General features: G+C 47.8%; 22 protein-coding genes and 1 pseudogene. 11 read left to right on the top strand and 12 right to left on the bottom strand.

The features are described 5' to 3' along the window. Window positions 1-197: 197 nt before the first annotated feature. Both gltX and AC27K1_RS16765 read right to left on the bottom strand, forming a co-directional pair. A complete protein-coding gene (gene gltX, locus AC27K1_RS16760) occupies window positions 198-1,685 on the bottom strand; it encodes a glutamate--tRNA ligase (protein WP_487151950.1) in 1,488 nt (495 codons plus the stop codon). A gap of 182 nt (window positions 1,686-1,867) precedes the next feature. Then, the gene (locus tag AC27K1_RS16765; protein ID WP_487151951.1) at window positions 1,868-2,854 is read right to left on the bottom strand and encodes a TDT family transporter; all 987 of its coding nucleotides are present in this window, start codon (window positions 2,852-2,854) and stop codon (window positions 1,868-1,870) included. 138 nt (window positions 2,855-2,992) lie between these two features. On the opposite strand from AC27K1_RS16765, the gene AC27K1_RS16770 reads away from it, so the two are divergent. From AC27K1_RS16770 to AC27K1_RS16785, 4 genes are all read left to right on the top strand, one after another. Then, a complete protein-coding gene (locus AC27K1_RS16770) occupies window positions 2,993-3,880 on the top strand; it encodes a LysR substrate-binding domain-containing protein (RefSeq protein WP_487151952.1) in 888 nt (295 codons plus the stop codon). Window positions 3,881-3,936: 56 nt separating this feature from the next. Continuing rightward, window positions 3,937-4,710: an alpha/beta fold hydrolase gene (locus tag AC27K1_RS16775; protein ID WP_487151953.1), complete on the top strand. Its 774-nt coding sequence runs from the start codon at window positions 3,937-3,939 to the stop codon at window positions 4,708-4,710. A 42-nt stretch (window positions 4,711-4,752) separates the two neighbouring features. After that, the gene (locus AC27K1_RS16780) at window positions 4,753-5,883 is read left to right on the top strand and encodes a tyrosine-type recombinase/integrase (protein WP_487151954.1); all 1,131 of its coding nucleotides are present in this window, start codon (window positions 4,753-4,755) and stop codon (window positions 5,881-5,883) included. Window positions 5,884-5,974: 91 nt separating this feature from the next. Further along, on the top strand, window positions 5,975-6,250 hold the full coding sequence (locus AC27K1_RS16785) for an HU family DNA-binding protein (RefSeq protein WP_211829214.1): 276 nt from the start codon (window positions 5,975-5,977) through the stop codon (window positions 6,248-6,250). 69 nt (window positions 6,251-6,319) lie between these two features. Here the strand turns inward: AC27K1_RS16785 and AC27K1_RS16790 are convergent, their stop codons facing one another. Then, window positions 6,320-6,649, bottom strand: a complete 330-nt coding sequence (locus AC27K1_RS16790) for a helix-turn-helix transcriptional regulator (RefSeq protein WP_345193147.1) — start codon at window positions 6,647-6,649, stop codon at window positions 6,320-6,322. Window positions 6,650-7,086: 437 nt separating this feature from the next. On the opposite strand from AC27K1_RS16790, the pseudogene AC27K1_RS16795 reads away from it, so the two are divergent. The 3 genes and pseudogenes from AC27K1_RS16795 to gltS all read left to right on the top strand — a co-directional run bounded on the left by AC27K1_RS16795 (window position 7,087) and on the right by gltS (window position 9,962). Beyond that, window positions 7,087-7,574: pseudogene (locus AC27K1_RS16795) on the top strand (LOG family protein). A 153-nt stretch (window positions 7,575-7,727) separates the two neighbouring features. Beyond that, entirely contained in the window at window positions 7,728-8,648 is a 921-nt protein-coding gene (locus AC27K1_RS16800; RefSeq protein WP_487151955.1) for a hypothetical protein, read from the top strand. A gap of 117 nt (window positions 8,649-8,765) precedes the next feature. Next, a complete protein-coding gene (gene gltS, locus AC27K1_RS16805) occupies window positions 8,766-9,962 on the top strand; it encodes a sodium/glutamate symporter (RefSeq protein WP_487151956.1) in 1,197 nt (398 codons plus the stop codon). A gap of 3 nt (window positions 9,963-9,965) precedes the next feature. Here gltS and AC27K1_RS16810 read toward each other — a convergent pair whose 3' ends face one another. The 8 genes from AC27K1_RS16810 to AC27K1_RS16845 form a co-directional block, all read right to left on the bottom strand. Beyond that, on the bottom strand, window positions 9,966-10,523 hold the full coding sequence (locus AC27K1_RS16810; protein WP_487151957.1) for a hypothetical protein: 558 nt from the start codon (window positions 10,521-10,523) through the stop codon (window positions 9,966-9,968). Window positions 10,524-10,643: 120 nt separating this feature from the next. Next, a complete protein-coding gene (locus AC27K1_RS16815) occupies window positions 10,644-11,855 on the bottom strand; it encodes a NupC/NupG family nucleoside CNT transporter (RefSeq protein ID WP_487151958.1) in 1,212 nt (403 codons plus the stop codon). Between the two features lie 140 nt (window positions 11,856-11,995). Continuing rightward, entirely contained in the window at window positions 11,996-14,044 is a 2,049-nt protein-coding gene (locus AC27K1_RS16820; protein ID WP_487151959.1) for a polysaccharide biosynthesis protein, read from the bottom strand. A gap of 93 nt (window positions 14,045-14,137) precedes the next feature. Next, a complete protein-coding gene (locus AC27K1_RS16825) occupies window positions 14,138-15,424 on the bottom strand; it encodes an O-antigen ligase family protein (RefSeq protein WP_487151960.1) in 1,287 nt (428 codons plus the stop codon). Between the two features lie 27 nt (window positions 15,425-15,451). Continuing rightward, window positions 15,452-16,621, bottom strand: coding sequence for a DegT/DnrJ/EryC1/StrS family aminotransferase (locus AC27K1_RS16830; RefSeq protein ID WP_487151961.1), 1,170 nt, complete (start codon window positions 16,619-16,621; stop codon window positions 15,452-15,454). After that, window positions 16,621-17,262 carry a sugar transferase gene (locus AC27K1_RS16835; RefSeq protein ID WP_487151962.1) on the bottom strand — a complete coding sequence of 214 codons (642 nt, stop codon included), beginning with the start codon at window positions 17,260-17,262 and terminating at the stop codon, window positions 16,621-16,623. Before AC27K1_RS16835 ends, AC27K1_RS16830 begins: the two co-directional genes overlap by 1 nt. Continuing rightward, window positions 17,246-18,430: a glycosyltransferase gene (locus AC27K1_RS16840; RefSeq protein WP_487151963.1), complete on the bottom strand. Its 1,185-nt coding sequence runs from the start codon at window positions 18,428-18,430 to the stop codon at window positions 17,246-17,248. Before AC27K1_RS16840 ends, AC27K1_RS16835 begins: the two co-directional genes overlap by 17 nt. Window positions 18,431-18,437: 7 nt before the next feature. Beyond that, complete coding sequence (locus AC27K1_RS16845) at window positions 18,438-19,721, bottom strand: lipopolysaccharide biosynthesis protein (protein ID WP_487151964.1); 1,284 nt, start codon at window positions 19,719-19,721, stop codon at window positions 18,438-18,440. A gap of 320 nt (window positions 19,722-20,041) precedes the next feature. On the opposite strand from AC27K1_RS16845, the gene AC27K1_RS16850 reads away from it, so the two are divergent. Beyond that, window positions 20,042-20,539 carry a DUF2165 family protein gene (locus AC27K1_RS16850; RefSeq protein ID WP_487151965.1) on the top strand — a complete coding sequence of 166 codons (498 nt, stop codon included), beginning with the start codon at window positions 20,042-20,044 and terminating at the stop codon, window positions 20,537-20,539. Between the two features lie 23 nt (window positions 20,540-20,562). On the opposite strand, the gene AC27K1_RS16855 is transcribed toward AC27K1_RS16850, so the two are convergent. Next, window positions 20,563-21,120 carry a thioredoxin family protein gene (locus AC27K1_RS16855; RefSeq protein WP_487151966.1) on the bottom strand — a complete coding sequence of 186 codons (558 nt, stop codon included), beginning with the start codon at window positions 21,118-21,120 and terminating at the stop codon, window positions 20,563-20,565. A gap of 227 nt (window positions 21,121-21,347) precedes the next feature. Between AC27K1_RS16855 and queC the strand changes: the two genes are divergently transcribed. The 3 genes from queC to AC27K1_RS16870 all read left to right on the top strand — a co-directional run bounded on the left by queC (window position 21,348) and on the right by AC27K1_RS16870 (window position 23,520). Beyond that, entirely contained in the window at window positions 21,348-22,007 is a 660-nt protein-coding gene (gene queC, locus AC27K1_RS16860; protein WP_487151967.1) for a 7-cyano-7-deazaguanine synthase QueC, read from the top strand. Then, window positions 22,007-22,663, top strand: a complete 657-nt coding sequence (gene queE, locus AC27K1_RS16865; RefSeq protein ID WP_487151968.1) for a 7-carboxy-7-deazaguanine synthase — start codon at window positions 22,007-22,009, stop codon at window positions 22,661-22,663. The genes queC and queE overlap by 1 nt, the downstream gene beginning before the upstream one ends. A 119-nt stretch (window positions 22,664-22,782) precedes the next feature. Further along, complete coding sequence (locus tag AC27K1_RS16870) at window positions 22,783-23,520, top strand: substrate-binding periplasmic protein (RefSeq protein WP_487151969.1); 738 nt, start codon at window positions 22,783-22,785, stop codon at window positions 23,518-23,520. Window positions 23,521-23,557: the final 37 nt, after the last annotated feature.

Raw genomic sequence — 23,557 nt, forward strand, 5'->3', positions numbered from 1 at the left:
TTCCGCGCTGTCCGGCGTGAAGTCAGTGCCGGAATGCGGGGCGAATTCTATGGGCGCGCTTATAACCTGTCAAGCATATCGATTCGCTCTTTTAAGAACGAAACGAACGTACTTACCGAGAATGGCGAAGAGAAACAGAAAAGGATTCGATAAAACAGACAGGCCAGCAGCAACAATCGTCACTGCTGGCCATCAGATCAAGCGTCAGCCAGCTGCTTGTACTCTTTTTCCAGTCGTTTGGCTTCTTTCTTGGACACACCACCCAGAATCTCGATGGCATGACGGATACGTGCGCGGCTCATATCGGGACCCAGTATTTCCATGGAATCCACCACAGACCACGAATTCGGGGTACCGGCGATGGCCACAAAAATGGGCTGCATCAACTCCCCTACTTTCAGATCAATGGCTTTGGCCAGTGTTTTGATTTCGGCAAAGATGGCGTCTTTATCCCACTGGCGCAACGCTTCCAAGCGCCATAGGGCAAACTGCAGCGCCTTTTTCACACCAGCATCATCCAGCTTCTTATGGGCGAATGATTCCGGCGCCAGGTTCAACATACCGGTGAACATAAAGCCGGACAGCGCCATGAAATCGGTAAACCGCTCTGCACGCTCCTTGGCAAACGGCAGAAACTGACGCATGTAATCATCGTTGATCAGCCAACCGTGCAGACGATCGGCAAATTCATCCACGGTCAGGTTTTCACGAATCCAGCTGCCGTTTAACCAGGCCAGTTTTTCCTGGTCGAAAATCGGACCACCCAGTGAAACCCTTTGAATATCAAAGTGTTCGACCATTTCGTTAAGGGTGAACTTCTCCCTCTCATCCGGCATGGACCAACCCATCCGGCCAAGATAGTTCAGCACCGCTTCCGGCAGATAACCCATACGACGGTAGTAGTTAATACTGGTCGGATTCTTGCGCTTGGACAGTTTGCTCTTGTCCGGATTACGCAGCAGCGGCATATGGCAAAGCGTCGGCATCTCCCAGTCAAAGTACTGATAAAGCAGCTTGTGCTTGGGTGCGGAGTTAATCCACTCCTCACCACGAATCACATGGGTAATCCCCATCAGGTGGTCATCCACCACGTTCGCGAGGTGATAGGTTGGCATGCCATCAGCTTTGACCAGCACCTGCATATCAATCTGGGACCAATCAATTTCAATGGTGCCGCGCAGCATGTCGTCAACAACGCAGGTACCGCTTTCCGGCACTTTCATCCGCACCACATGGGGCTCGCCTGCCGCCAGTTTGGCCTGCACGTCAGCTTCGCTCAGGTGGAGACAGTGGCCGTCGTAACCCGGCGTCTGCTTGTTTTCCATTTGTTCGGCACGCAGTGCGTCCAGACGCTCAGCGGAGCAGAAGCAACGGAATGAATGCCCTTTTTCCAGCAGGATGTCCGCATGTTTCGCGTAAATTTCACCACGTTCGCTCTGCCGGTAAGGGCCGTGAGGACCACCGACATCCGGCCCTTCACTCCACTCAAGGCCAAGCCAGCGGAGGGAATCGAGGATCATCTGCTCAGATTCCGGGGTACTGCGCTGCTGGTCAGTATCTTCAATACGCAGGATAAACTCACCACCCTGACTGCGTGCGAAAGCCAGGTTGAACAGGGCGATATAAGCGGTGCCGACATGCGGATCACCGGTCGGCGACGGGGCCACTCGGGTACGGACAGTCATTGTTTTCCGTTAACAATTCGGGGGTTCATACAGCATGACAGGTCAGCAGTGCGTACTTTCGGACAGCAAACGGCTGAAGCATCACGTCGAAACTGGGAATTATACGTCACCACTCCCCTTTTGCAGTACACAAAAAAAGCCCTGACCAAGATCAGGGCTTCAAAGGATGGTTTCACAATGACTTAACGACGTATTAGATAGTGCATTCCGTAGCGAAGCGCCACATAAAAGACAATCGCTGACGCAATATACATCTCAAAGACAGCCACTCCATAAAACAGGTTGTAAATGTGTGCTGGCACCTCGCTTTGGATCAGCGCTGCAAATTTGAACATCGCTGTTGCGCCGATCACCATCGGGAACGTAAAAGCCGCATAGCCCGGTGAAAACGGTAATCGAAGCAGTTTGAAAAAGGCGACATAGACCAACAGGGTCATGAACAGCGCCAGCGGCACAAGCGCACCAACCAGAATCAGGTTAGGCTCATCAAAAGCGGCCAGGTAACCGGCGAGCGTCAGTGATGCCGGTGCGCCCATGATTGCGATCGTGGGCAAGGCCGCCTGGGGGATGCAATCCTTGAAAATCAGGCGATACATCATCAGCGGCAGTTTAATCAGGTAAGCCACCAGCCCGAAATAGAAAATGGCATGGACCAGCGCGTCATAACCCATACCCTTACAGGTCACCGCAGCAACGATGATACCGACCGGCGGCACAAACCAGCTGGGCACCATATGTTCCAACCGGAACTCTCTTATCCGGTAGACAGCAAATAAAATCAGCAGGGTGATATGGGCGGCAATCGCAGCTAACCACAAACCACGGGCAAACGCCGGCGCATAGGGTAACAAGGATGCGGCCACCACCATGGTACCCATGGCAATCGTAGGCATAATACTGCCCGCTACCGGATGGGAAATATCATCCTTCAGTAGCTTTGAATTAACGACAAACTTTGACACGACCAGCAGGATAAACAGCCCACCAATCAGGGCCGCGAGCAGCTTAGACTGTTCCGCAAAACGGGGCGCGTACAACGCCCAGGTTCCACCCAGGCTGGCAGTTGCCAGACCAAGTCCGCCTAACGGGGTCGGGACATTCTTCAAGCGCTCCCGAAGAGGAACCTGTGCTGTCGACATCATACAACCGGGGGCATTTATATCAGCCATCACGAATTTACCTCGAAAGCGTTAACCCGGTGATCCTAATACGCTAATTCGAATAAGAATATTCGATGTTTTAAATAGGCTGTATAAGTTATTCTTATTCCTGGCCTGACAGGATTCTTTCAACCTACGACGCTTCCCATGCACATTACCCTGAGACAGCTTGAAGTCTTCACCGCCATAGCCAGACACCAGCAGGTACGGATCGCGGCGGAGGCTTTGCATATGTCACAACCGGCAGCCAGCATGGCGCTGGCAGAACTGGAAAAACAGCTAAATACGCAACTGTTTGACCGTTACAGCAACCGGCTGACACTCAACGATCAGGGTCAACGCATGCTGGCCCTGGCCTGCGAACTGCTGGGTCGCGCCAGTGATCTTGAAAATCTGTTCCTGCATGACAGTCATACACTTTCCGGCAGCTTATCCATTGGCAGCAGCCTGACGATTGGCAGTTACCTGTTACCTGACATCATTGCCACCATGCAGCAGGAATTTCCGGGCATTGATGGCCGTTACAGCATTCAGAATTCAGAAAAAATCATCGACAAACTCCTGCGTCATGAATTGGATGCCGCAATAATCGAAGGTATCTGCCACCACCCGTCCATTGCGGTTGAAGCCTGGCGAGAAGATCGCCTGGTTATCGTGGCGCCCAAGAACCATCCCCTGGCGAAAGAGCCGGAGGTCAGCCCGCAGCAACTGGCCGCCTATCCCTGGATTGTCCGTGAAGCCGGTTCCGGCACCCGTGCACTGTTTGATTATGCGATCGTATCCAAACTGCCGAACATTAAAATTCTCCTGGAACTTGAACAAACGGAAGCCATCAAGCAAGCCGTGATTGCCGGATTGGGGCTTGCCTGTTTATCGGAACTCGCCGTCAATGACGCCATCCAGGAAGGCAAGCTCAGCCTGATAGAAACCCCCTTTCTGGATCTGAAAAGGCACTTTTATCTGCTGACTCATCACAACCAGCACCGTAAACCAACACTGGAGGCTTTCCTGGCCCTCTGTCACTCCCACCGCTGAAATCCCCCATACTCTGGTCAACCGTTCTACAGTTAACAGTAGAACGGAGGCAATGTATGGCTAAGGCAAGCATTAATGGAACGGAACTCCATTATGATGTGATCGGTGAAGGCAAGCCCCTGATGATGATCCATGGGCTTGCTTCCAGCATGCAGGACTGGCAACTGCAAATTCCCACGCTGAAAAAACAACACCAACTGATTCTGGTGGATTTGAGGGGTCATGGAAAAACCGGCGCCGCTACTGATTACAGCATCCCGGTGATGGCGGATGATCTGCACCATCTCCTCGAAAGCCTGAAGATTGAAGCCTGCAATGTCATGGGAATTTCCATGGGGGGCATGGTGGCCATGGCCCTGGCTGCCAAATACCCGGTCAGGGTCGACCAACTCATTCTGGTGAATACAGCGACGTCCCTGCATCACACGACACTGCCCTACCGAACATTACTTAAATTTCGCCGCCTAATGCCGCTAATCCCCATGCCAACACTCGCAAAAATCATGGTGCATTCATTACTGCCAGGCGATCATCTTCATCCTGTCAGAGAGGTTCTACGACAACGTTGGCAGGAGAATGATCCAAAGTTACTCTCGGCCTGTCTCGACAGCCTGATAGCCACAGACCTGTCACTTTGGTTACCGGACATTTCCGCTGAGACACTGTTCATTCGCGGGGATCGTGACTTCTTTTCACTATCTTCAGCGATGGCATGCTGTAACACGATCCCGGAAGCCAGGCTTCATACCATCAAAGATTCCGGGCATGGTACACCCGCCGACCAGATGGCTGCCTTCAATGACACCGTTGAAGCGTTTCTGTCACGCTGAGTCCTGAAGACAGTCAGCCTGAGTCGCTGATATAGTCTCGCCATGCATGACATTTCAACACTCTCCCAAACACACGACGTTGTCTCTGAAACGCGAACGAGCCACAACCGGCTCGGCGTTTCATCGGACAAAGAGGCTCTCAGCCTGTTCCTGCGCCGTGCTGCACGACGTTCTGATGAAACGCTGCGCCGCTATACCCGTGAACTGGTGCGATTTACGGCCTTTATTCGCAAGGAGCTGATCAAAGGCTATGCCGACATTACGGTGGCCGATGTGGAAACTTACGTGCATTTCATGCAGGCGCCCTGGCCACACTGGCGCCAGCCGGGCATCGATCACAACAATCCGCAAAAAGTGTATTTCCCGAACCCGGTCAAACCGGGCAAAAGTACTGACCAGATCATTACCGTACTCAGCAGCTTTTTCAGCTACCTGCATACAACAGGCTATCTCCAGGGAAACCCGGTCAGCGGCTTTGATAAAACCGGTGAAAAGTTTGCACGAGGCCATAGTGAGCCAAGGTACTTCTTTGAGGATGAATGGCAGGCACTGCTGGATTCACTTGCCAGCTACCCCGAGAAAACCAAGCGACAGCAACAGGAAAAAGCACGCCTGCACTATGTCATTGCCATTACCTACGGTGGTGCTCTGCGACAATCTGAACTCGCACAACATACCTGCAAGAATATTCGCACTGACAACCAGGGCGACCTGACCCTGGAAATACACGGTAAAGGTCGTCGATTGCGGACGTTGCCCGTTAACGAGCACATGCTTCAGGCGATTATTCGATACCGTCGTTTTCATGGCATATCTGACTTTGCCAGGGACAATTTTCCTTTGGCTCCACTGCTCTGCCCTGTCACACCTGATGCTGAAAGCTACCGCTCCATGACACCGCGCCAGATCAGGAAATGGTTCAGTCAGTTCATGGAGTTCTGCGCACGTCGTGTTGAACCACAGGATCCGGATCTTGCCAACCGACTAAGGGGTAAAACGTTTCACTCCCTGCGTCATACTGCGTTATCGCACCTTGCCAAAATCATGGACATTGAAGACCTGTCGATTTTTGCCGGACACGAGTCCATCACCACGACCCAACAATATTACACCCCTGAAAAACACCGACTGAAACAGCTGACACGTGACCATGGTCTTATGACAAGTCGCTAAAAATAAGGGTTAAACCGCTATGAGCCTCAATTTATTTCGTGTATTATCGCCCGCCTTGCATCTTTGGCTGTAGTTATTTCCAGGACTCGACATGAACAAAAAAGAGCTGATTGAAGCAGTTGCTGAACAGGCAGACCTGCCCAAGAGCAAGGCCGAAATGGCCATCAATGCATTTTTGCATTCTACCCAGGAAGCCCTGGTTCGCGGTGAGTCCGTTCAGCTGATCGGCTTCGGTACCTTCGGTGTTGGCACCCGTTCTGCACGTAAGGGCCGCAACCCGCAGACTGGCGCAGAGATCGACATCCCTGCCGCTAAAATCCCCCAGTTCAAGGCGGGAAGCAAGCTGAAGGACGCAGTCAACAACTAAGGTTGTTGTCCGCAACAAAAAAAGCACCATCTCGGTGCTTTTTTTGTATCTGATCATTTTTCTTATTGTTTAGTGCATTACGCGGATCACATCCAACAATGCTTTCTTGTGGCGCGGATTCAAACGCCCCAGCAGGCGGTTGATTTCATCATCCAGCTCATCATCGCTGATTTCATCGGTATTACTGGTGATGTACTGATTTCCTCTTCCTGTCGCTATCCATTCAAACGACACACCCAATGTTTCAGAAATTTTGCGTAAATTGTCCAGGCTGGGACGGCTCATATCGGTTTCCCACTGGGCCAGCGCACTTCTGGACACCCCGATCAGATCAGCCAGCGCCTGCTGCGATAGCCGCTTCTCTCTGCGGGATTTTATCAATCGTATCATCAATGACATATTGCACTCCCTGACACCGTTAAAACATAGAACTAATGTCACACCCAGCACCAAACCGGATCGCAGGATGCACGCACAACAAAGCCAATGCCGAGATGTACACCACAAGTCCGTTAAATGGTGGTATTTCAGGGAAAACCCTTGAAAACTCATGGAGCCGATGCAGTTCTGTCCTGCAAATCCTTATGCTTCATGTTGATCGTTGGCGAGCAGACTATGCTTGCTTATGGGATTAGAGACTTGTTGGACTAAAAAGTTCCGGCCAAAAGGGCAATGTCATCCCTACTACTTTTGTCGCAAGAAAAGCAAACACCTTTCTGATAACCCAAAATCTAACATACCTTATGCTGCCTGAAACGATGAATAGGAGATATTGTTTTATCTCTCCAGGCCACACCTCATGACAATTATCAAGCGAGCTGAAAAGGAAATGACACATGAAACGTTTAGCGGTGTTTTGTGGATCAGCTGCAGGTAATCACACCATTTATACAGATGCCGCCAAATTGACAGCAAGAGAAATAGCAAACAGGAATATAGAGCTTGTCTACGGTGGAGGACATGTCAGCTTGATGGGCATTCCGGCTGATGCCACACTGGAAGCCGGCGGGTCAGTCATTGGAGTGATTCCGGAGCCCCTTAAATCTCGGGAACTGGCACACCAGGGATTAACACAACTGCATGTGGTAAAGGATATGCAAAACGCAAAGCCCTGATGACTGACCTCTCAGGCGGCTTTATTGCCCTGCCTGACGGTGCCGGCACAATGGAAGAGATTTTTGAAACCTGGACGTGGGGAATTCCGAATTATCATCGTAAGCCTTGCGCCTTTTTCAATGTAGCCGGCTATTTTGACTTACTCGAACAGTTCATTGCTCATAGGGAACAGAAGGCCTTCCTTGCCCCTCTTATCGAAAGAGGCTGATTATTGATAATCAGATCTACTCGCCGATCGACAGCCTGTTGACCTATTTACCACCAGCGATCAAATGGTCTTGATGTGATTCCTATATCTGCCTGTTGCATCACAGGCCTTTCAGGAGTACAAAGAATGAGTCAAGACTAATGATTGTATATTATGTCGAATTTAAAAACCGCAGCCCGACTTGCTGTAAGAGATACCCTCCTTTCACTGATCGATCATGCAAGGTTGTTTCGGGATGCCGTTACCAATGATCGTGACCTGCCAGCATGGGTTATGGAACAAGAGCATCAATCATCAGTTTCAGCACGGGAACAGGCCGCACAGGCTGCAAGCAGTCTGACCTATCAGGATGACCAACAACGCCAGCAAACCCTGAAACTCACAGGACTCATTGGCATCTCAAATAAAACGCTGGAATTGGGGCAGTCATTTAACCAAAGCAAAGCAGATTTCAAGGCAGCCATGTTGCACTACCGCCACCTGTTTGGCGAATCGATCAAAATGACTGACTTCAGCTCAAAAGAATTACGCGATGGTTTACTGGGGCACCTTAAAGTGCAACATCTGCACTTTGTGCAATGCTATCGCCAGGTAAAATTGTTTGAACAAGCCCCTTCACGGGTCGGTTTCAGCTGGGCGTCAGGCACCCATGGAACCGTCAGATTAACCGCTGAAAAAGCCATTCAGCATCTAAAAGACAAATTTACACCAAGCCAGGTGATATTGGATGACATAAAACAACTGGAACAAATGCACAAAGAAACCATCGTCGTCATCAAGCGACCACTCGCACCGCATTTGCGGGCTAACCTTAGCTGGTCTGATCACATTGAAACCCTGAGACGAAGCGATAAGTCGCTACGCTCTCAATACCCGGGACAAATCAACACACCACTACCACTGTTTATTCAGCTCAGCCCCAACCAGCCATTGCCAGAATTCAATGCCATCAAACCCTGGGTGGCCAGCATGAAACAAGCGAGACTGCAGCGCCGTGACACCTGCCTTGAAAAGCTATCAACCAATCCGGGATCTTTTCTTTATGTCCCATTAGCAACCGATACAATGCGTTGAAAGATAGACGGCTCGTTATGAATAATGACGCATCATCAACTGAGTTGGCACTATTGGCCCACGTGCTCTAATACTTTTAGAACAAGGTAAAATTTATTTGAGATTGACTCTTCTATCATGACAATCACACTTGCCGGCATAAATCTTCTACTGGCCAGCATTGTTGTACTGTATATAGGTCTTTATCTCACCCGAAAAAGCCGGTTTCTGCAGGAATACAATATTCCTGCTCCTGTCACCGGCGGCCTACTCAGCAGTGTACTTTTGACACTGATTGCCAGTGAAACCTCCCTCTCCTTTCATTTTGATCTGGAACTGAGGGATCTATTGCTTCTGATGTTTTTCAGTACCGTAGGCCTTAATGCGCGTTTCAGCCTGCTCCTTAGTGGCGGCAAAACACTGATGGTTTTGCTCTTTGTGATGCTGGCGTTCCTGATTCTGCAAAATACAACGGGCGTTCTTTTCGCCCTGCTGCTGGGCCAGGACCCCGTCAATGGGCTTCTGGCCGGTTCCATCGCTTTTGCAGGCGGTCATGGCACGGCCATCACCTGGGGCAGTTACTTTGAACAGAATGGCCATATAGGGGCACAAGAGTTTGGCCTGATTGCAGCGACACTGGGGCTCATTCTGGGCGGCATACTGGGTGGACCGCTGGCTCACAACCTTATCAACCAGAATTCACTGTACGGCAATCATCATCGTGCACCGTACGTTATAGAAACCCAATCACAAAAAGAATATGTACCGGTTGATATGACAAGCCTGTTCCGTGTTCTTCTGGAAATCAGCATCACCATCAGTGCAGGCCTCTACCTGCACCAGTGGCTGGAAAGCCACAAAATCATCATGCCGGAATTTCTTCCTGTACTACTCATAGGCATCATCATTGCCAATTTGGGAACTGTCTATAAACGTCAATCGGATACCGGACTGCTATCGTTATGGGGTGACGTGTCACTGGAGTTGTTTATCGCCATGAGCCTGCTGTCACTTCAGCTGGGATTGCTGGCCAATACTGCATCGTCTCTGGTTATTATCACCCTTGCCCAAACGGTAATTAGCGTACTGTTCGTGTATTTTATTGTTTTCCGGTTTGCTGGTCGTGATTATGATGCCGCGGTTATCTCTTCCGGATTTATCGGCTCAGGTCTCGGCGCAACCCCAGTAGGGATGGCTAATGTTGAAACGATCACGACGAAATTTGGCCCTTCACCAAAAGCGCTTTTGATTATCCCGTTACTCGGCTCATTCTTTACCGATATCTTAAATGCAATGGTCTTGAAAGGTTTTCTCACACTCCCCTTCTTCCATTAGTCGCTAAACCCGCTCATCCAGCCGTAACTGCTCGAATATCTGTTCTACCGTAATCCATTCCTGGTCCCAGAATTCAGGCACTGCCTCGAAACTCATCACATACAAGGTACCCGTAACAACATTGGCTATCAGCAGATTAAATTGCTGGGTTGGATTATTGGCATTGGTATAATGAATAGCCGTTGCAGCCACACTTTTAAAAGCCCCCCCTTTTCGCTGCCAGGTCTCCAGCACGCGGGATGACTTGTATAAATCTTTCATGAAGAGGTCAAGATGCCTTTCGGCAGGAATGCCTGTCCGGGATTGGGCCTGCTGCAATACATTCACCCGCACTCGTGGCGCCAGTGGCTGCTTATGCCGCCTTTTGGTGATCACAAACCGTACAGTATTATTGTTCTCAATGCGCTCAAACTCCCAACCATCAGGCACAAGAAAGGAACACGTGATGAGTTCACAGGCTTCCCATTGGTACCCTTTGGGAGGTTTGGCTGCATACGCTGGCGGGAGCTGAACTAACGACGCAGCGATGATGAAAACAAAAACAATCCCTTTACATCGCATTGGCTATCCATCCGGGATAAGACTCATTATTATTCGATTAAATCTGTTGCAGACACCAGTCTACTATGACGGCTTTAGCCTGCTCAACTACCGAAACATCAAGGCAATCGGGGGATGGGCTCATAATGAAAGAAAAAAACCTGCAATCGCTGCACTCATCAGGTTAGAAAGTGTACCCGCAATGACTGCCTTCAGCCCCATTGACGCAATATCATGACGTCGACTCGGTGCCAGCACACCCAACCCCCCCAGCAATATGGCAATCGACGAGAGGTTGGCAAACCCGCACAGGGCAAAGGTAATAATGGCCTGACTATGTGTCGACAACACATCCCGCATATTGATGAAATCAATGTAGGCGACAAACTCGTTAACAATGACCTTCTGCCCAATCATGCTACCGGCCATAATCGCTTCATCCCAGGGTATGCCGATGATAAAAGCGATAGGTGAGAACAGATAACCCAGAATTTCCTGAAGGCTCAGATCCTCAAACCCGAACAGATCGCCAATACTGCCAATGATCCCGTTGAGCAAAGCAATCAAGGCAATAAAGGCCAGCAGCATTGCGCCAACATTTACCGCCAGGCGCATACCCGAAGAAGCACCGGTTGCGGCCGCATCCAGAAGGTTGGCATGTTCCTCGCGACTCAGCTCAGTGACAGCCTCATTAATCTGTGATGTTTCAGGATATATCACCTTGGCCATCAACAATCCGCCAGGCGCAGCCATAAAACTTGCTGCAATCAGGTATTTCAGCTCCACACCCAGGCTGGCGTAGCCTGCAAGCACTGACCCCGCAACAGATGCCAGGCCACCCACCATGACAGCAAACAATTCCGAACGTGTCATCGTGGCAATATAGGGTTTTACCAGTAGTGGTGCTTCAGTTTGACCTACAAAAATATTACCCGTGGCAGACAATGACTCCGTTCTGCTGGTACCAAGCGCCCGTTGCAGGGCTCCACCAATCAACTGAATAATTCGCTGCATAATTCCCAGGTGGTACAACACCGATATTAATGCTGAAAAAAAGATAATCATGGGAAGGACATTGATCGCGAAGATAAACCCAACTTTGAAGCGTGCAAGATCCCCAAAAACAAAGGTTATCCCGTCATTGGCATAGTTCATGATTTGCTGAACCGCAGACGATATGCCTCCCAGTACGTCTTTCCCAAAAGGAATGTAGAGAACAAATGCACCAAAACAGACCTGGATGAGGAATGCCCCAAGTACCGTACGCCAGTTAATGGCCTTACGGTTAGACGACAAAAGCCAGGCTATGCCAATTAACACCAGAATACCTGCAAGACTGATCAGCATGCTCATGGAAAACACCGAAGGTCATTGGATTAATGGAGGCGCTATTGCTGAAGGGAGTTAGTACAGGATAGGGTAAAATGCAGAAAACAGGGCGGAAAATCACATACGACTATGTAATGCAGTCACCATCGGTTACTGAGTTTCAATTATAGTGATGAGTTAGTAGTGCTATCAGAGACAGGCAGTGAATAATGTGTTGCCGACATAAACAGCGCTTTTAACTGCACAATATCCCTTTCAGCATAAGCTGCCAACATACGATCAAGCAGAAACGTGATCTCAGACCAACTCATGACAGTTTCATTGGCATGAAAAATTTTGGCGTGACGAGTGGGCGAAGACTGATCACCAATCAGTAGCTCTTCATACAGTTTTTCACCGGGTCTTAGCCCGGTATAAACAATTTCAATATCCCCCTGAGGATGAGCATCATCTTTCAACGTTAACCCTGAAAGCCTGATCATCTGTTTTGCCAGTGTTGTGATATTGACAGGTGCCCCCATATCCAACACAAACACTTCACCAGTCGTGTCCATTCCCCCGGCCTGAATGACCAATTCAACCGCTTCACGAATCGTCATAAAAAAGCGATTCATTTCCGGATGTGTCACTGTTAGCGGACCACCTGCTCGAATCTGTTCACGAAACAACGGCACTACGGAACCACTGGAACCCAGAACATTGCCAAACCGCACCATAGCAAACGAGGTACGGTTAACACGCGTAGTATCAAAGCACGTGGTTTTTGACCCAGATAGAGGGTCACTTCTCACAGAAAATAAGGTAATGAGATTCAGACTGCTCATGGCCTGCAGAATCATTTCAGCCATTCGCTTGGAGGCCCCCATGACGTTGGCAGGTCGAACAGCCTTATCCGATGATATCAATATAAATCGTTGGACATTGGCGATAATGGCCGCTTGAGAACAGAACAACGTACCCAAAACATTATTACGAAATGCCTCAAATACATTGTCTTCAACCAGCGGCACATGCTTGTAGGCAGCAGCGTGGTAAACCGTTTCTACATGATGAGCTGTCATGGCGTCAACAAGGCTTCTGGCATCTGTGATAGTGCCTAAAAGTGAAACAAGCAACGTGCTGCTTTGCAGTTCGACACTCAATGCTTTCAATGCTTCGCCTGTTTTATAAAGACCATACTCTGAATGATCAAACATAATCAGCTTTTTTGGCTTAAGCACCAATAGTTGCCGACATAACTCAGAGCCAATGGAACCTGCAGCACCTGTGACCATTACTACTTTGCCTTTGACAGATTCCTCCAACAGGGAATTTATCGCGGGTACCTCATCACGCCCCAAAACATCTTCTACACGAATATCTCGCACATCATTAATCGTAAACTTGCCACCAGCCAACTCTTTCAAAGACGGTATGGACTGGATCTTCAGCCCAGGCATTTCAATGCCAGTAACGATGTTGGCTAAATGATGTCGTGAGAGTGACGGTAGCGCCAAAAACACATCACAGCACTCGAATGTTTCAAGCACTTCAGCGAGAATTTCAGGGTTATAAATACGACAACCTGAGATAGATCGGCCATGCAAATCCACACCATCATCCAGAAATGCGACAGGTTCATATTCATCACCTGACCGTAAGGCTTCCATCAGCTGTACACCGGCCTCACCAGCACCATAAATAACAGCAGGTACATTCCTGGATGATTTAGAACGAAGTATTTTTCGTTGCATCAGATTATTTCTATCAAAATCTAAAAACCATAACCGACAAAGATAACGATACCCCGCAATGACAACCAAGGTAAGCAAGCCAAATAGAACTGGAATAGAACGAGGTAAAACAACAGACAGTTGAAGAAGGAAATAACACGCAAGCATCAAAAAGACCATATACCCCGCCCCTTTAAACAGAGTAACGAGATAATGGATATCCATATGACGCAAAAGTGCCTTATATATTCCTACATAATTAAATGCTACCAGTGCTGACAATGTTGCCAACAAGTATAAAGGTTTTGCCTCGCCTAACGGGTTTATACGCTCATAGTCACCTAACCGGATATATAGCGACAACCACAAACATAGCCATACCGCCACAAGATCAAGACAGGCGAATATCGCATGCTTAGTATCACGAGGCATTTGTATAATCTTCGATGCACTAATAAGCAATTGATTAGAGAGTCCGTTCTTCATCAATTTTTCATTCATTACAGAAACACGAGAATTTACTAAAAACCATCATTTCCAAAGCATGCTATTACTTTAAAACCTTTATGACATCAAAGTAAAAACCAGTGCAAATCAGCTATTACGAATACAAAACTTGCGCTTTTTTGATACACACAAAGCAACAGGAAAGAAGAAAAGCAACCACTCTAAACCAGGCCTCGTCAGCAAGTTATACGTATCAGTTAACATTCCAACAAAACCAAATACCAGTATACAACCAGCTATTCTCATATGCTGCTGTTCCCTATTTAAAAAAGCCGTTATCACACCCCATGCAACTGTAACAAGGTAAACAACTGCGGCTGGCACCCCCCAATAAAATATAATTCCGAGGATCATGCTATGAGGGTGTTTCATAATACGTCCCCCTATGACTGGCCCTTGGTATTCAGCAAAACTGCCATACCCAAGCAATGGAGATTTAGATATATACTCTAACGTTTTTTCCCATATAACAAAACGACCACTAAACCCACCTAAAAACACATTATTAATTTCATCTATTATTCTTTGATGAAACAAAAAAACAATCAGACTAAAAAAGCCGAGCAGCATGAAAACAAGTAATGACTTTCTAGGATTATCAAAGAGCATTAAAGCCATTCCCAACATACACATTAACGCGACAAGTGGACCACGCGATCCCGAGAGAAGAATAAAAACAGCAATAACAGAAACAGCCAGAAACATATAAACAACATCCAAACCACTTCTATTTGAGTGACCTATAAGGAAAGCAGATAAAACTGCAGCAAAAACACCATAATAGAGTGACGCAAGAATAGGGCTGACAAGATAGGCAAACTCTTTAATCTCTAAGCTTCCAACCCTGTAACCTTCAATACCAAAAGCTCTCAACCCCATAGAACGACCTAAAACACCATAGTGATAAATCATGGTTATGAGCGCAAAGAATGTGGCTATAGCGCAAGCCCAAAGAAACATTTTTTCAGCATTATCACTATATAAAACCACTGTGCGCACAACATACAAATAAAGACACAGTGTGATCAAGCGAATGATCACAACATCTGTATTTGTATCTGTACCTACAATAAAGGAATGAATAAAGATCCAGGCAAAAAGAAGCAAAAGCAGTCTTTCGCCTGCTGTCATACCACGAAGAGAACTCAAAAAACCATGACAGTATAAATGAGCACAAAGAGATAACAGCCCAGGAATAAAACAAAAAATGTAGGTATACATAATGTATAGGTCATTAGAACTAACCCACAGCATTCCGGTCATCTGAAACAACAAACCTAACGGCAACACTTTCGCCTTAAGAAAACCATCTATTTTCTCAACACGAGATATCTGACCACTGTTTATTTTATGTATTAATTGAGATGTCAGCATAATGATAAGCGAGGCAATTAAGCACTACTATTTCACAGCATACTTCATCACCGACTCAATCGAAGATTCAATTTTGTCGAGGTCTTCAACTGATAATGATGGATGCACAGTAAACGCAAGACTCGTTTGACCTAACTCTACGGCATTATGCAACCCACCATTCACATGACATACATGGGAATTAAACAGTGCCTCTCTGTATAACTCAGGACAGGATCCCGTAAAACAGGGTACGCCAAGCGCGTTAATTTCCGCCAGGATCCGGTCACGGCTCCAACCTTTATCGAGCTGCTCCGGCTTCACAAACAGATAAAAACGATAACCCGCATGTACAAAATCATCGGGTATGCCCGGTATACGGAATGCAGCATAGCGAGAGCAGACCGTTGAAATGGATGCCATGTTAGCCTGTCGCTGCACCACCCAGTCATCAACGCGTTTCAGCTGAATACGACCAATTACCGCCTGCATTTCAGTCATTCGCGCATTAGTGCCCAATGACTCATGCAACCAGCGATACCCCGTAGTTTTGGAAGTATGAGGCACCAAAGCGTCAGGTGTTTTGCCGTGCTCTTTCAAAGACCAGACCGCTTGAGCGAGTTTTGGGTCATTGGTTGTGACCATCCCCCCTTCGCCACCTGTCGTCATAATCTTGTCCTGACAAAAAGACCAGGCAGCAATATCACCTAACGTTCCTACTCGCTTTCCCTTGTAGCAAGCACCATGAGCCTGGGCACAATCCTCAACGACAAAAATACCACGTGTCCTTGCAAGGGAAAGAATCGGGTCCATGTCACAAGGCCAGCCGGCCATGTGGACACAGATAATCGCCCTTGTACGGTCAGTCAAAACCGTTTCGATGGTATTTGCTGTTATATTCTGACTATCGGGGTCAACGTCTGCAAAAACAGGCACTGCACCACAACGCAGAATACAACTGGCAGACGCGATAAAAGATCTCGGTGTTACAATCACCTCATCCCCGGCACCAATTCCCAATGCCAGCAATGACAACTCAAGCGCTAAAGTTCCATTAGCCAACGCTATCGCATGACCGGCCCCTATCCATTGCGCATATTCCTTTTCAAACAAGCGTGTTTCATTACCTGTCCAATAATTCACCTTGTTAGACAACAGAACACTGGAAACCGCATTAGCTTCTTCCTGAGTAAATGACGGCCAGGATGTTATCGGCATCAGTCACTTGCCTCCCTGTCGCAACACTGCCGTTCGCTTCCCATAAACTCAGGCATTGTGATACCTGACGCTGTACCTCCATGCACAATTGCCTTTCGCTGCATCACTTTTACGACTGTCAGAACGAGAATTTTCATATCAAGCCAGAATGAGCAATGCCCGACATACCAGATATCCAACGCAAACCTTTCATCCCAGTTCAAGGCATTCCTGCCATTAACTTGTGCCCAACCTGTGATTCCTGGCAACACTGACAGTCTTTCCTTTTGCTCACTGTTATATCGATCCACATAGGCCATCGGTAAAGGCCTTGGTCCAACAAGGCTCATGTCGCCTTTTATCACATTCCATAGTTGAGATAATTCATCCAGGCTCGTATGACGAAGCCAATTGCCGAGTCGGGTAATTCTCAGCGCATCTTGATCAAGCTCTGACTTATCAGAAAGAGGTGCCATCGTACGAAACTTATAGAGAACAAACGCTTGCCCTGCCAAACCAGCACGTTCATGGGCAAAAATGACAGGCCAGCCATCACGAACCAAAACAATCACAGCAATAATAAAAAACACAGGCCATAAAATCAGGCACGCGCTGAGTGAAATAGTGATATCAAACAGTCGCTTACTACGGCACCATTTCATCTTTTTGATTCCTGTCTAACATTGATCCCTTTTCAGTCAAAAGTACTTCATAGATAGCATCGTGATAATCAAGTACGGTTTCCAGTGAATAGCCTGCAACTTTTTTCTTTCCGGCAATCCCTTTATCCTTTAGTTCCTGCGGATTCTTAGCGATCCAATCCATCATACTCGCCAGTCCCTTCACATCCCGGCATGGGTAAAGGTATCCATTAGAATCAGAAACCAGATCATGGCAACCACGAATATCAGAGACCAGGCAGGCTTTCCCCATGGCCATGGCTTCAAGTAAGCAACGGGGTAATCCTTCCCGCTCAGAGGGCAACAACACACAGTCAGCCAATTTCAGTAACAAAGGTACATTACGTTGAAAGCCCAGAAACCTGACTTTATCCAACACACCTAATTGACTAGCCACGGTCTTTAATTGACTTTCAAGACGACCAGCCCCTGCAAATAAAACCCTGACATTTGAAGATTCAACATGAGTTAACGCCTCTAAAACATCAACATGTCTTTTATCCACAGAAAACTCTGCAACCATCAATAAAACAACGTCATACTCACCAATAGAAATTGACTGACGCTTGTCTACACATAATGAATCACTAACAACACCCTCATTAAATAATGATAAATCGACACCTATTCCCGGCACCTTTTCTAATCGATCAGTTGCCACAACAGCATTCTCTCTTACGAACTGGTAATCATGCTGATTAATCACAACAAGATAGTCTGTCCAAGGTCCGGCTATCTTTTCACACCAACGAAAAAATAAGTTCTTAAACCATTTACCATGATCGTGAAAGTGAAACCCGTGACTCGTATAAACAACTTTCACTTTCATCGACGCCTTAATGCTATTGAGCTGCAACCTCACTAAAAAAGAAACAATAGGAGTATGCGTATGGACAATATCGTAATCATTCTTAATTACAACGTCCCTGATCACTTTTGATGATTTAATTTGTCCGCATATATCGAACATATTCCGACTTAACGGAACATTATACAAATTATCAAACTTATTCTTACAGACTTCACTTTGCAATACACCGGCAGCCATGCCATCAACCTGCCAGCCCTTCGCCCTGTAATGCTCAGCAAATGGAGAGATAAATACTTCCAATGTCTGATACACCGTTGTCACATAAAGTATTTTAGGCATGCCGCATTCACGACTTCATGTCTATTTCAGGCTTTAATGATAAAATTCCCAACTCACTTATTTCACCTGCATTACAATACCGAATAACACAGCGATAACTAAAAAACACTCCAATTAATTGAACTATAAAAATGGACCATGAAAGCACATGGAGACTTTCAACAAATTCAAGGCTAAAAACACCTGATAACATCACAACCATCATAACGACAAAGACACTTACCCCATGCACTATCAAATGGTAATACTGTCGATTAAGGATAAAAAACACACTCGACATTGTGTCATACATAATACCTATCGCCGCAAAAGGCACTAGAGCAATAGCAACATCTATCGCTTCACCCCAGAGATCAGAAAAAATAAAACGCATAACTGGCTCAACAAGGTAATAGCCCGCTAAAAAATAAAACGTCATCAAAACCAACAACAACACAAAAACCTCTTTAAATAGCTTTAGAAATTTATCAGGTTGCCCATATTCAGAAATCGCTTCCCGACGATACACTACCCCCAAACTTGCGCTCAAAAGTGTTAATGGAAAAAAGAGCAACTTACTGGCAAGCATGTAAAGACCCGCTGCATGATGACCGTAAAACAATGGAATAAGTAACGGCATTGAGAATTTTGAGATATCACTGAAAAAATCAGCGGGCAGCTGATACAAAACAAGTTTCTTGTATTTATGATAATAAAGGCGACATCCCTCAAAACTGACCAGTTTTTTATCTGAATCCTTTTTAGTTAATACCGGCACACAAAACAGCAGCATTCCCAGCGCCCAACTGACAGCCTGCAAATCAAATATTGGTATACGCAACCCTGAGAATACCGAAATAGTTATAACTACCAGAAAAAGCATGGGGGGAACGACTTTCAGTATGGACAGCCTCAAATACTGTCGTTTGACAGTGAAATAATGACCAACCGCCACAAGGTGCCAGAATGCAGCTAAAAACACCAAATAAAGAAAATCACTACTGGATCGTTGTGAAAACATCATAACCAGAAAAAACAAAACAAACATACTGGTTAAGACCACTCGATGACATAATCGATAGGCTAAAAGTGCATCCTGCTCCCGTTCTTTGAGAATGCCCAGCTCAAGTTTGAAGCACAGTATACAAGCCAGCAAATAACCGGATGAAAAAAGAAAATTGTATTCTCCAACCTCTTCAGGCTCATAGCCCATAGCAATCAGTGGCAGGGCAAACAGCATAACCATCTGACCTGCCATGGTACCGCCTGCCGTCATCAAGACGGGTTTAGCGAGTTGAATCAGTTTCAACACAGCCCAACCTGAAAGTTTTATCAGGCACGCTACCGCCCGCCGGCTGACGCATATGCCGAAACAGCACCGTTCTGGTAGCGATCCAAGTCTCAGATAGACAGTTCTCTTCGACACCGGACAACCTGAACAGATGCTGCTATCGCGCTATACATTCAAAACAAGATCTATCAATTAAGTGATAGCCAATAATGTAAAAAACTGACAGTCAGATCCGCCCCCCGGTCAGACAACAGCCTTCTTTGAAATGGTGAATGGATAAAACATTACAAACATTTGTGACTATGATTCATGGCTCATTGCAGTCCCTGCGGGGAAACACCATGCCATCGAGCCATACTATGCTCTTATTCACGAAATCGACTGTTGCCCTTTCCTTTGGGCTGTATGCGCTGCTGGCAGGAATCAGCAATCTTCTGGATTTTGATTCAAATTTTCATTTTGTCCGTCATGTCCTGGCCATGGATTCAATGAAGCCTTTCTTTTCCCAGGCGCTAATCGATTCAAGGGCTATCCATGCCAACAGTGCTCATCTTGTGGCGTATTATTTAATTATTGCGACAGAACTGATTGCCGGATTGCTCTGCCTGTCCGGCGCCATCACAATGTTTAGCAGCCTTTTATGGCAGGAAAAGTTCAGTGCAGGGAAAACACTCTACAATGCAGGCTCATGCATCGCTCTGATGCTCTGGCACCTGGGATTCTGTGTTATCGGGGGTGAATGGTTTGCCATGTGGGCAAATGAATGGAACGGACTGATGACTGCCCATACGATCAGTACGTCCCTGCTGGCATCACTGATATTTATTAACCAGAAATAACCATTTCCAGTCTTACGGCCTTTTCAGGCCTTCCATTTGATACCACAACCGATACTGGGTTTCTGAACCTGGCTGACCTGCTCTTTATTCACCAGTGCATCCATGGCCCCACGCAGGTCGGCACCAGTGACCGGTTTATTGTTCGACGGACGGGAATCATCAAACTGCCCCCGATAAACGCAGGTGAGAGACCGGTCAAACAGGAAAAAATCTGGCGTACAGGTCGCGCCATACGCTTTGGCCACCACCTGTGAAGCATCGTAGAAGTATGGAAAAACCAACCCGAGAGATTCCGCCAGAGCCTTCATATGCTCTGGACTATCCTCCGGGTATTGATTGACATCGTTAGCACTGATCGCGGCAATACCAATGCCTGAACCGCGATAATCCTGCCCCAGGCGGGCCAGCGCCGAATGCAGGTGTTTGACATAAGGACAGTGGTTGCAGATAAACATCACCAGTGTCCCTTTCTTACCCTTGATATCTGCCAGCGATAACGTTCGTCCGGAAACCGCATCCGGCAGTTTAAAGACTGGTGCCTTTGTGCCCAGAGGCATCATGGTGGATTCTGTCAACGCCATCCCAACCCTCCTCTTTTCTCGCTATTCATAAAAACACTATAGAGCAGATCAATCGGGTGTAGAGGCATAACAATAAAGAGGCTCATACGCTATCCAAACAGCCTTCGCCATAAACTCTCAGCATCATTCATTGCACAACTCTGCTATTATCGCCGGTTTGATTTTCTGGTCGTTAGTATGCTGTCACCAGTCACTACCGACATTTGTTATGGCAAGGCTCAAGCGTCATGAAAAAAGCAGTCGTTATCTATTCCGGCGGGATGGATTCCTTTACCGTCCTCCACAAGGCCTTAAGGGAAGGCTATGAAGTCCACGCCCTTTCGTTTGACTATGGGCAGCGTCATAAAAAAGAGCTGGATTTCGCCAAAGCGGTCTGCGAACAGTTGGATATCAGCCATAAAATCGTCGATATCACGGCCATCAACCCATTGTTGCAGGGCTCATCTCTGACCTCGGACATCGCGATTCCCGAAGGGGAATATTCCGTTGAGAACATGAAATCGACAGTGGTGCCAAACAGGAACATGATCCTGCTTTCACTGGCCACCGGTTATGCCATTTCCCTGCAGGCTGGCGCAGTGTTCTACGGTGCACACCATGATGATTCCGCCGTGTATCCGGATTGTCGCCCGGAGTTTGTGCATGCAGTCAACGCTGTCACGAAAATTGCCGACTGGAATCCCGTAGAGATTGTTGCTCCCTATCTGAACGCCAGTAAAGGCGACATCCTCCGGGACGGCCTGACCATGGGCCTTGACTACAGCCAGACCTGGACCTGTTATAACGGACGTGAAAAAGCCTGCGGTCTTTGCGGCGCCTGTCATTCCCGCCTCAAGGCCTTTGAAGCACAGGGGCACATTGATCCACTAGCCTACGAAGCTCACTGATGTATAGCGTTAAGGAAATCTTTTATACCCTCCAGGGAGAAGGCGCCCACACGGGTCGGCCAGCCGTATTCTGTCGTTTCAGTGGCTGCAACCTCTGGAGTGGCCTGGAAAAGCACCGCTCCAGCGCGGTATGCAACTTTTGCGATACCGATTTCCGCGGTACTGACGGACCGGGCGGCGGTCGGTTTGACAGTGCAGAACAGCTGGCAGATACACTGATCAGCTACTGGCCTGCCGATCAAACAGGTCGCCCCTTTGTTGTCTGCACCGGCGGCGAACCGCTGCTGCAGCTGGATCAAGCGCTGGTCGACGCCATGCATGAGCGGGGCATTGAAATTGCCCTGGAAACTAACGGCACCCTCGCCCCTCCCGAGGGTATAGACTGGATCTGCGTCAGCCCCAAGGGAAAGTCTGAAGTCATCATTACTGAATGTGATGAACTCAAGCTGGTCTATCCCCAGCCCGATGCCATGCCAGACCGTTTTTCCCATATCCGGGCGCAGTATTATTACCTGACACCGGTCGCTGATCCCCATGCCGGTAACGACACCTCGCTTTACCGGGACAGCATCACCGCAGAGACCATTGCTTACTGCCTGACCCACCCCCAATGGCGCCTCAACCTGCAAAGTCACAAAGTCATCAATATTGCCTGATGCCTGACCGGGCTGATTAAGGACAAATCAACCCGGTCAGGCCATTGTTATCCTGTCAAAGTGTCGTTAGCATGAATGCTGTGCATCCGGCGTAATCATGGCGAGATATAACAATAATAATGTCAGTTCGCGCAGTCATATTATTCATGCTGGCACTGGGCGTAGCCTTCTCTGCCCAGGCAAGGGTTGAAGACAGGATCCTGCGGGTTGCCCTGTTGCCCGACAATCACCTTCCCTATTACTCTGCCATGGATAACCAGGCAGGCATTGTCCGGGAATTACTGAAACTGATTCGAGACCGGGCTGATGTCAGGTTTGAATCCCATTATTACCCCAGGAACCGGCTACTTAAAAAGCTCGACCAGGGCGACCTGGATCTCATGCCCTGGACCTCCGAACACTGGCATAAAGACAAACAAAACGTTTATTTTACCCGCCCCTTTGCTGAACACTGCAATGTGTTGCTGTTCAGGAAAGATCAGGGCCTGCCGGTCTATCATCCTCGCGACCTGTATGGTCAGGTCGTTGGTACTGTCCGCAACTACGGCTACCAGGGCCTTGATGATTATTTCAGGACTGGTCTGATTACCCGCATCAGTCTCAGGAATGAGCAACAGGTCTTCGATATGCTGCAAAAGCGCCGTTATGACGTTGCCATTGCCGGTGAAACCCAGGCCCGCTACCTGATCAACCATTACTACCAGGACATCATCGAAACCGGTCCCACACTGAACTGCGTCCCGGTCTCCATGATGTTCAGCGCCCAGAAAGTCGCCTCCGGAAAACTGGTCGACAGAATCCTGCAACAACTGATGACAGAGGGTGAAATCCAGCGCCTGCTCCGCATCTGGCGCTAATCACGCATTGGCTTGCAGCCATGCCAGCCTTGCCGGA

Source organism: Kistimonas ophiarachnellae (genome assembly GCF_057552235.1).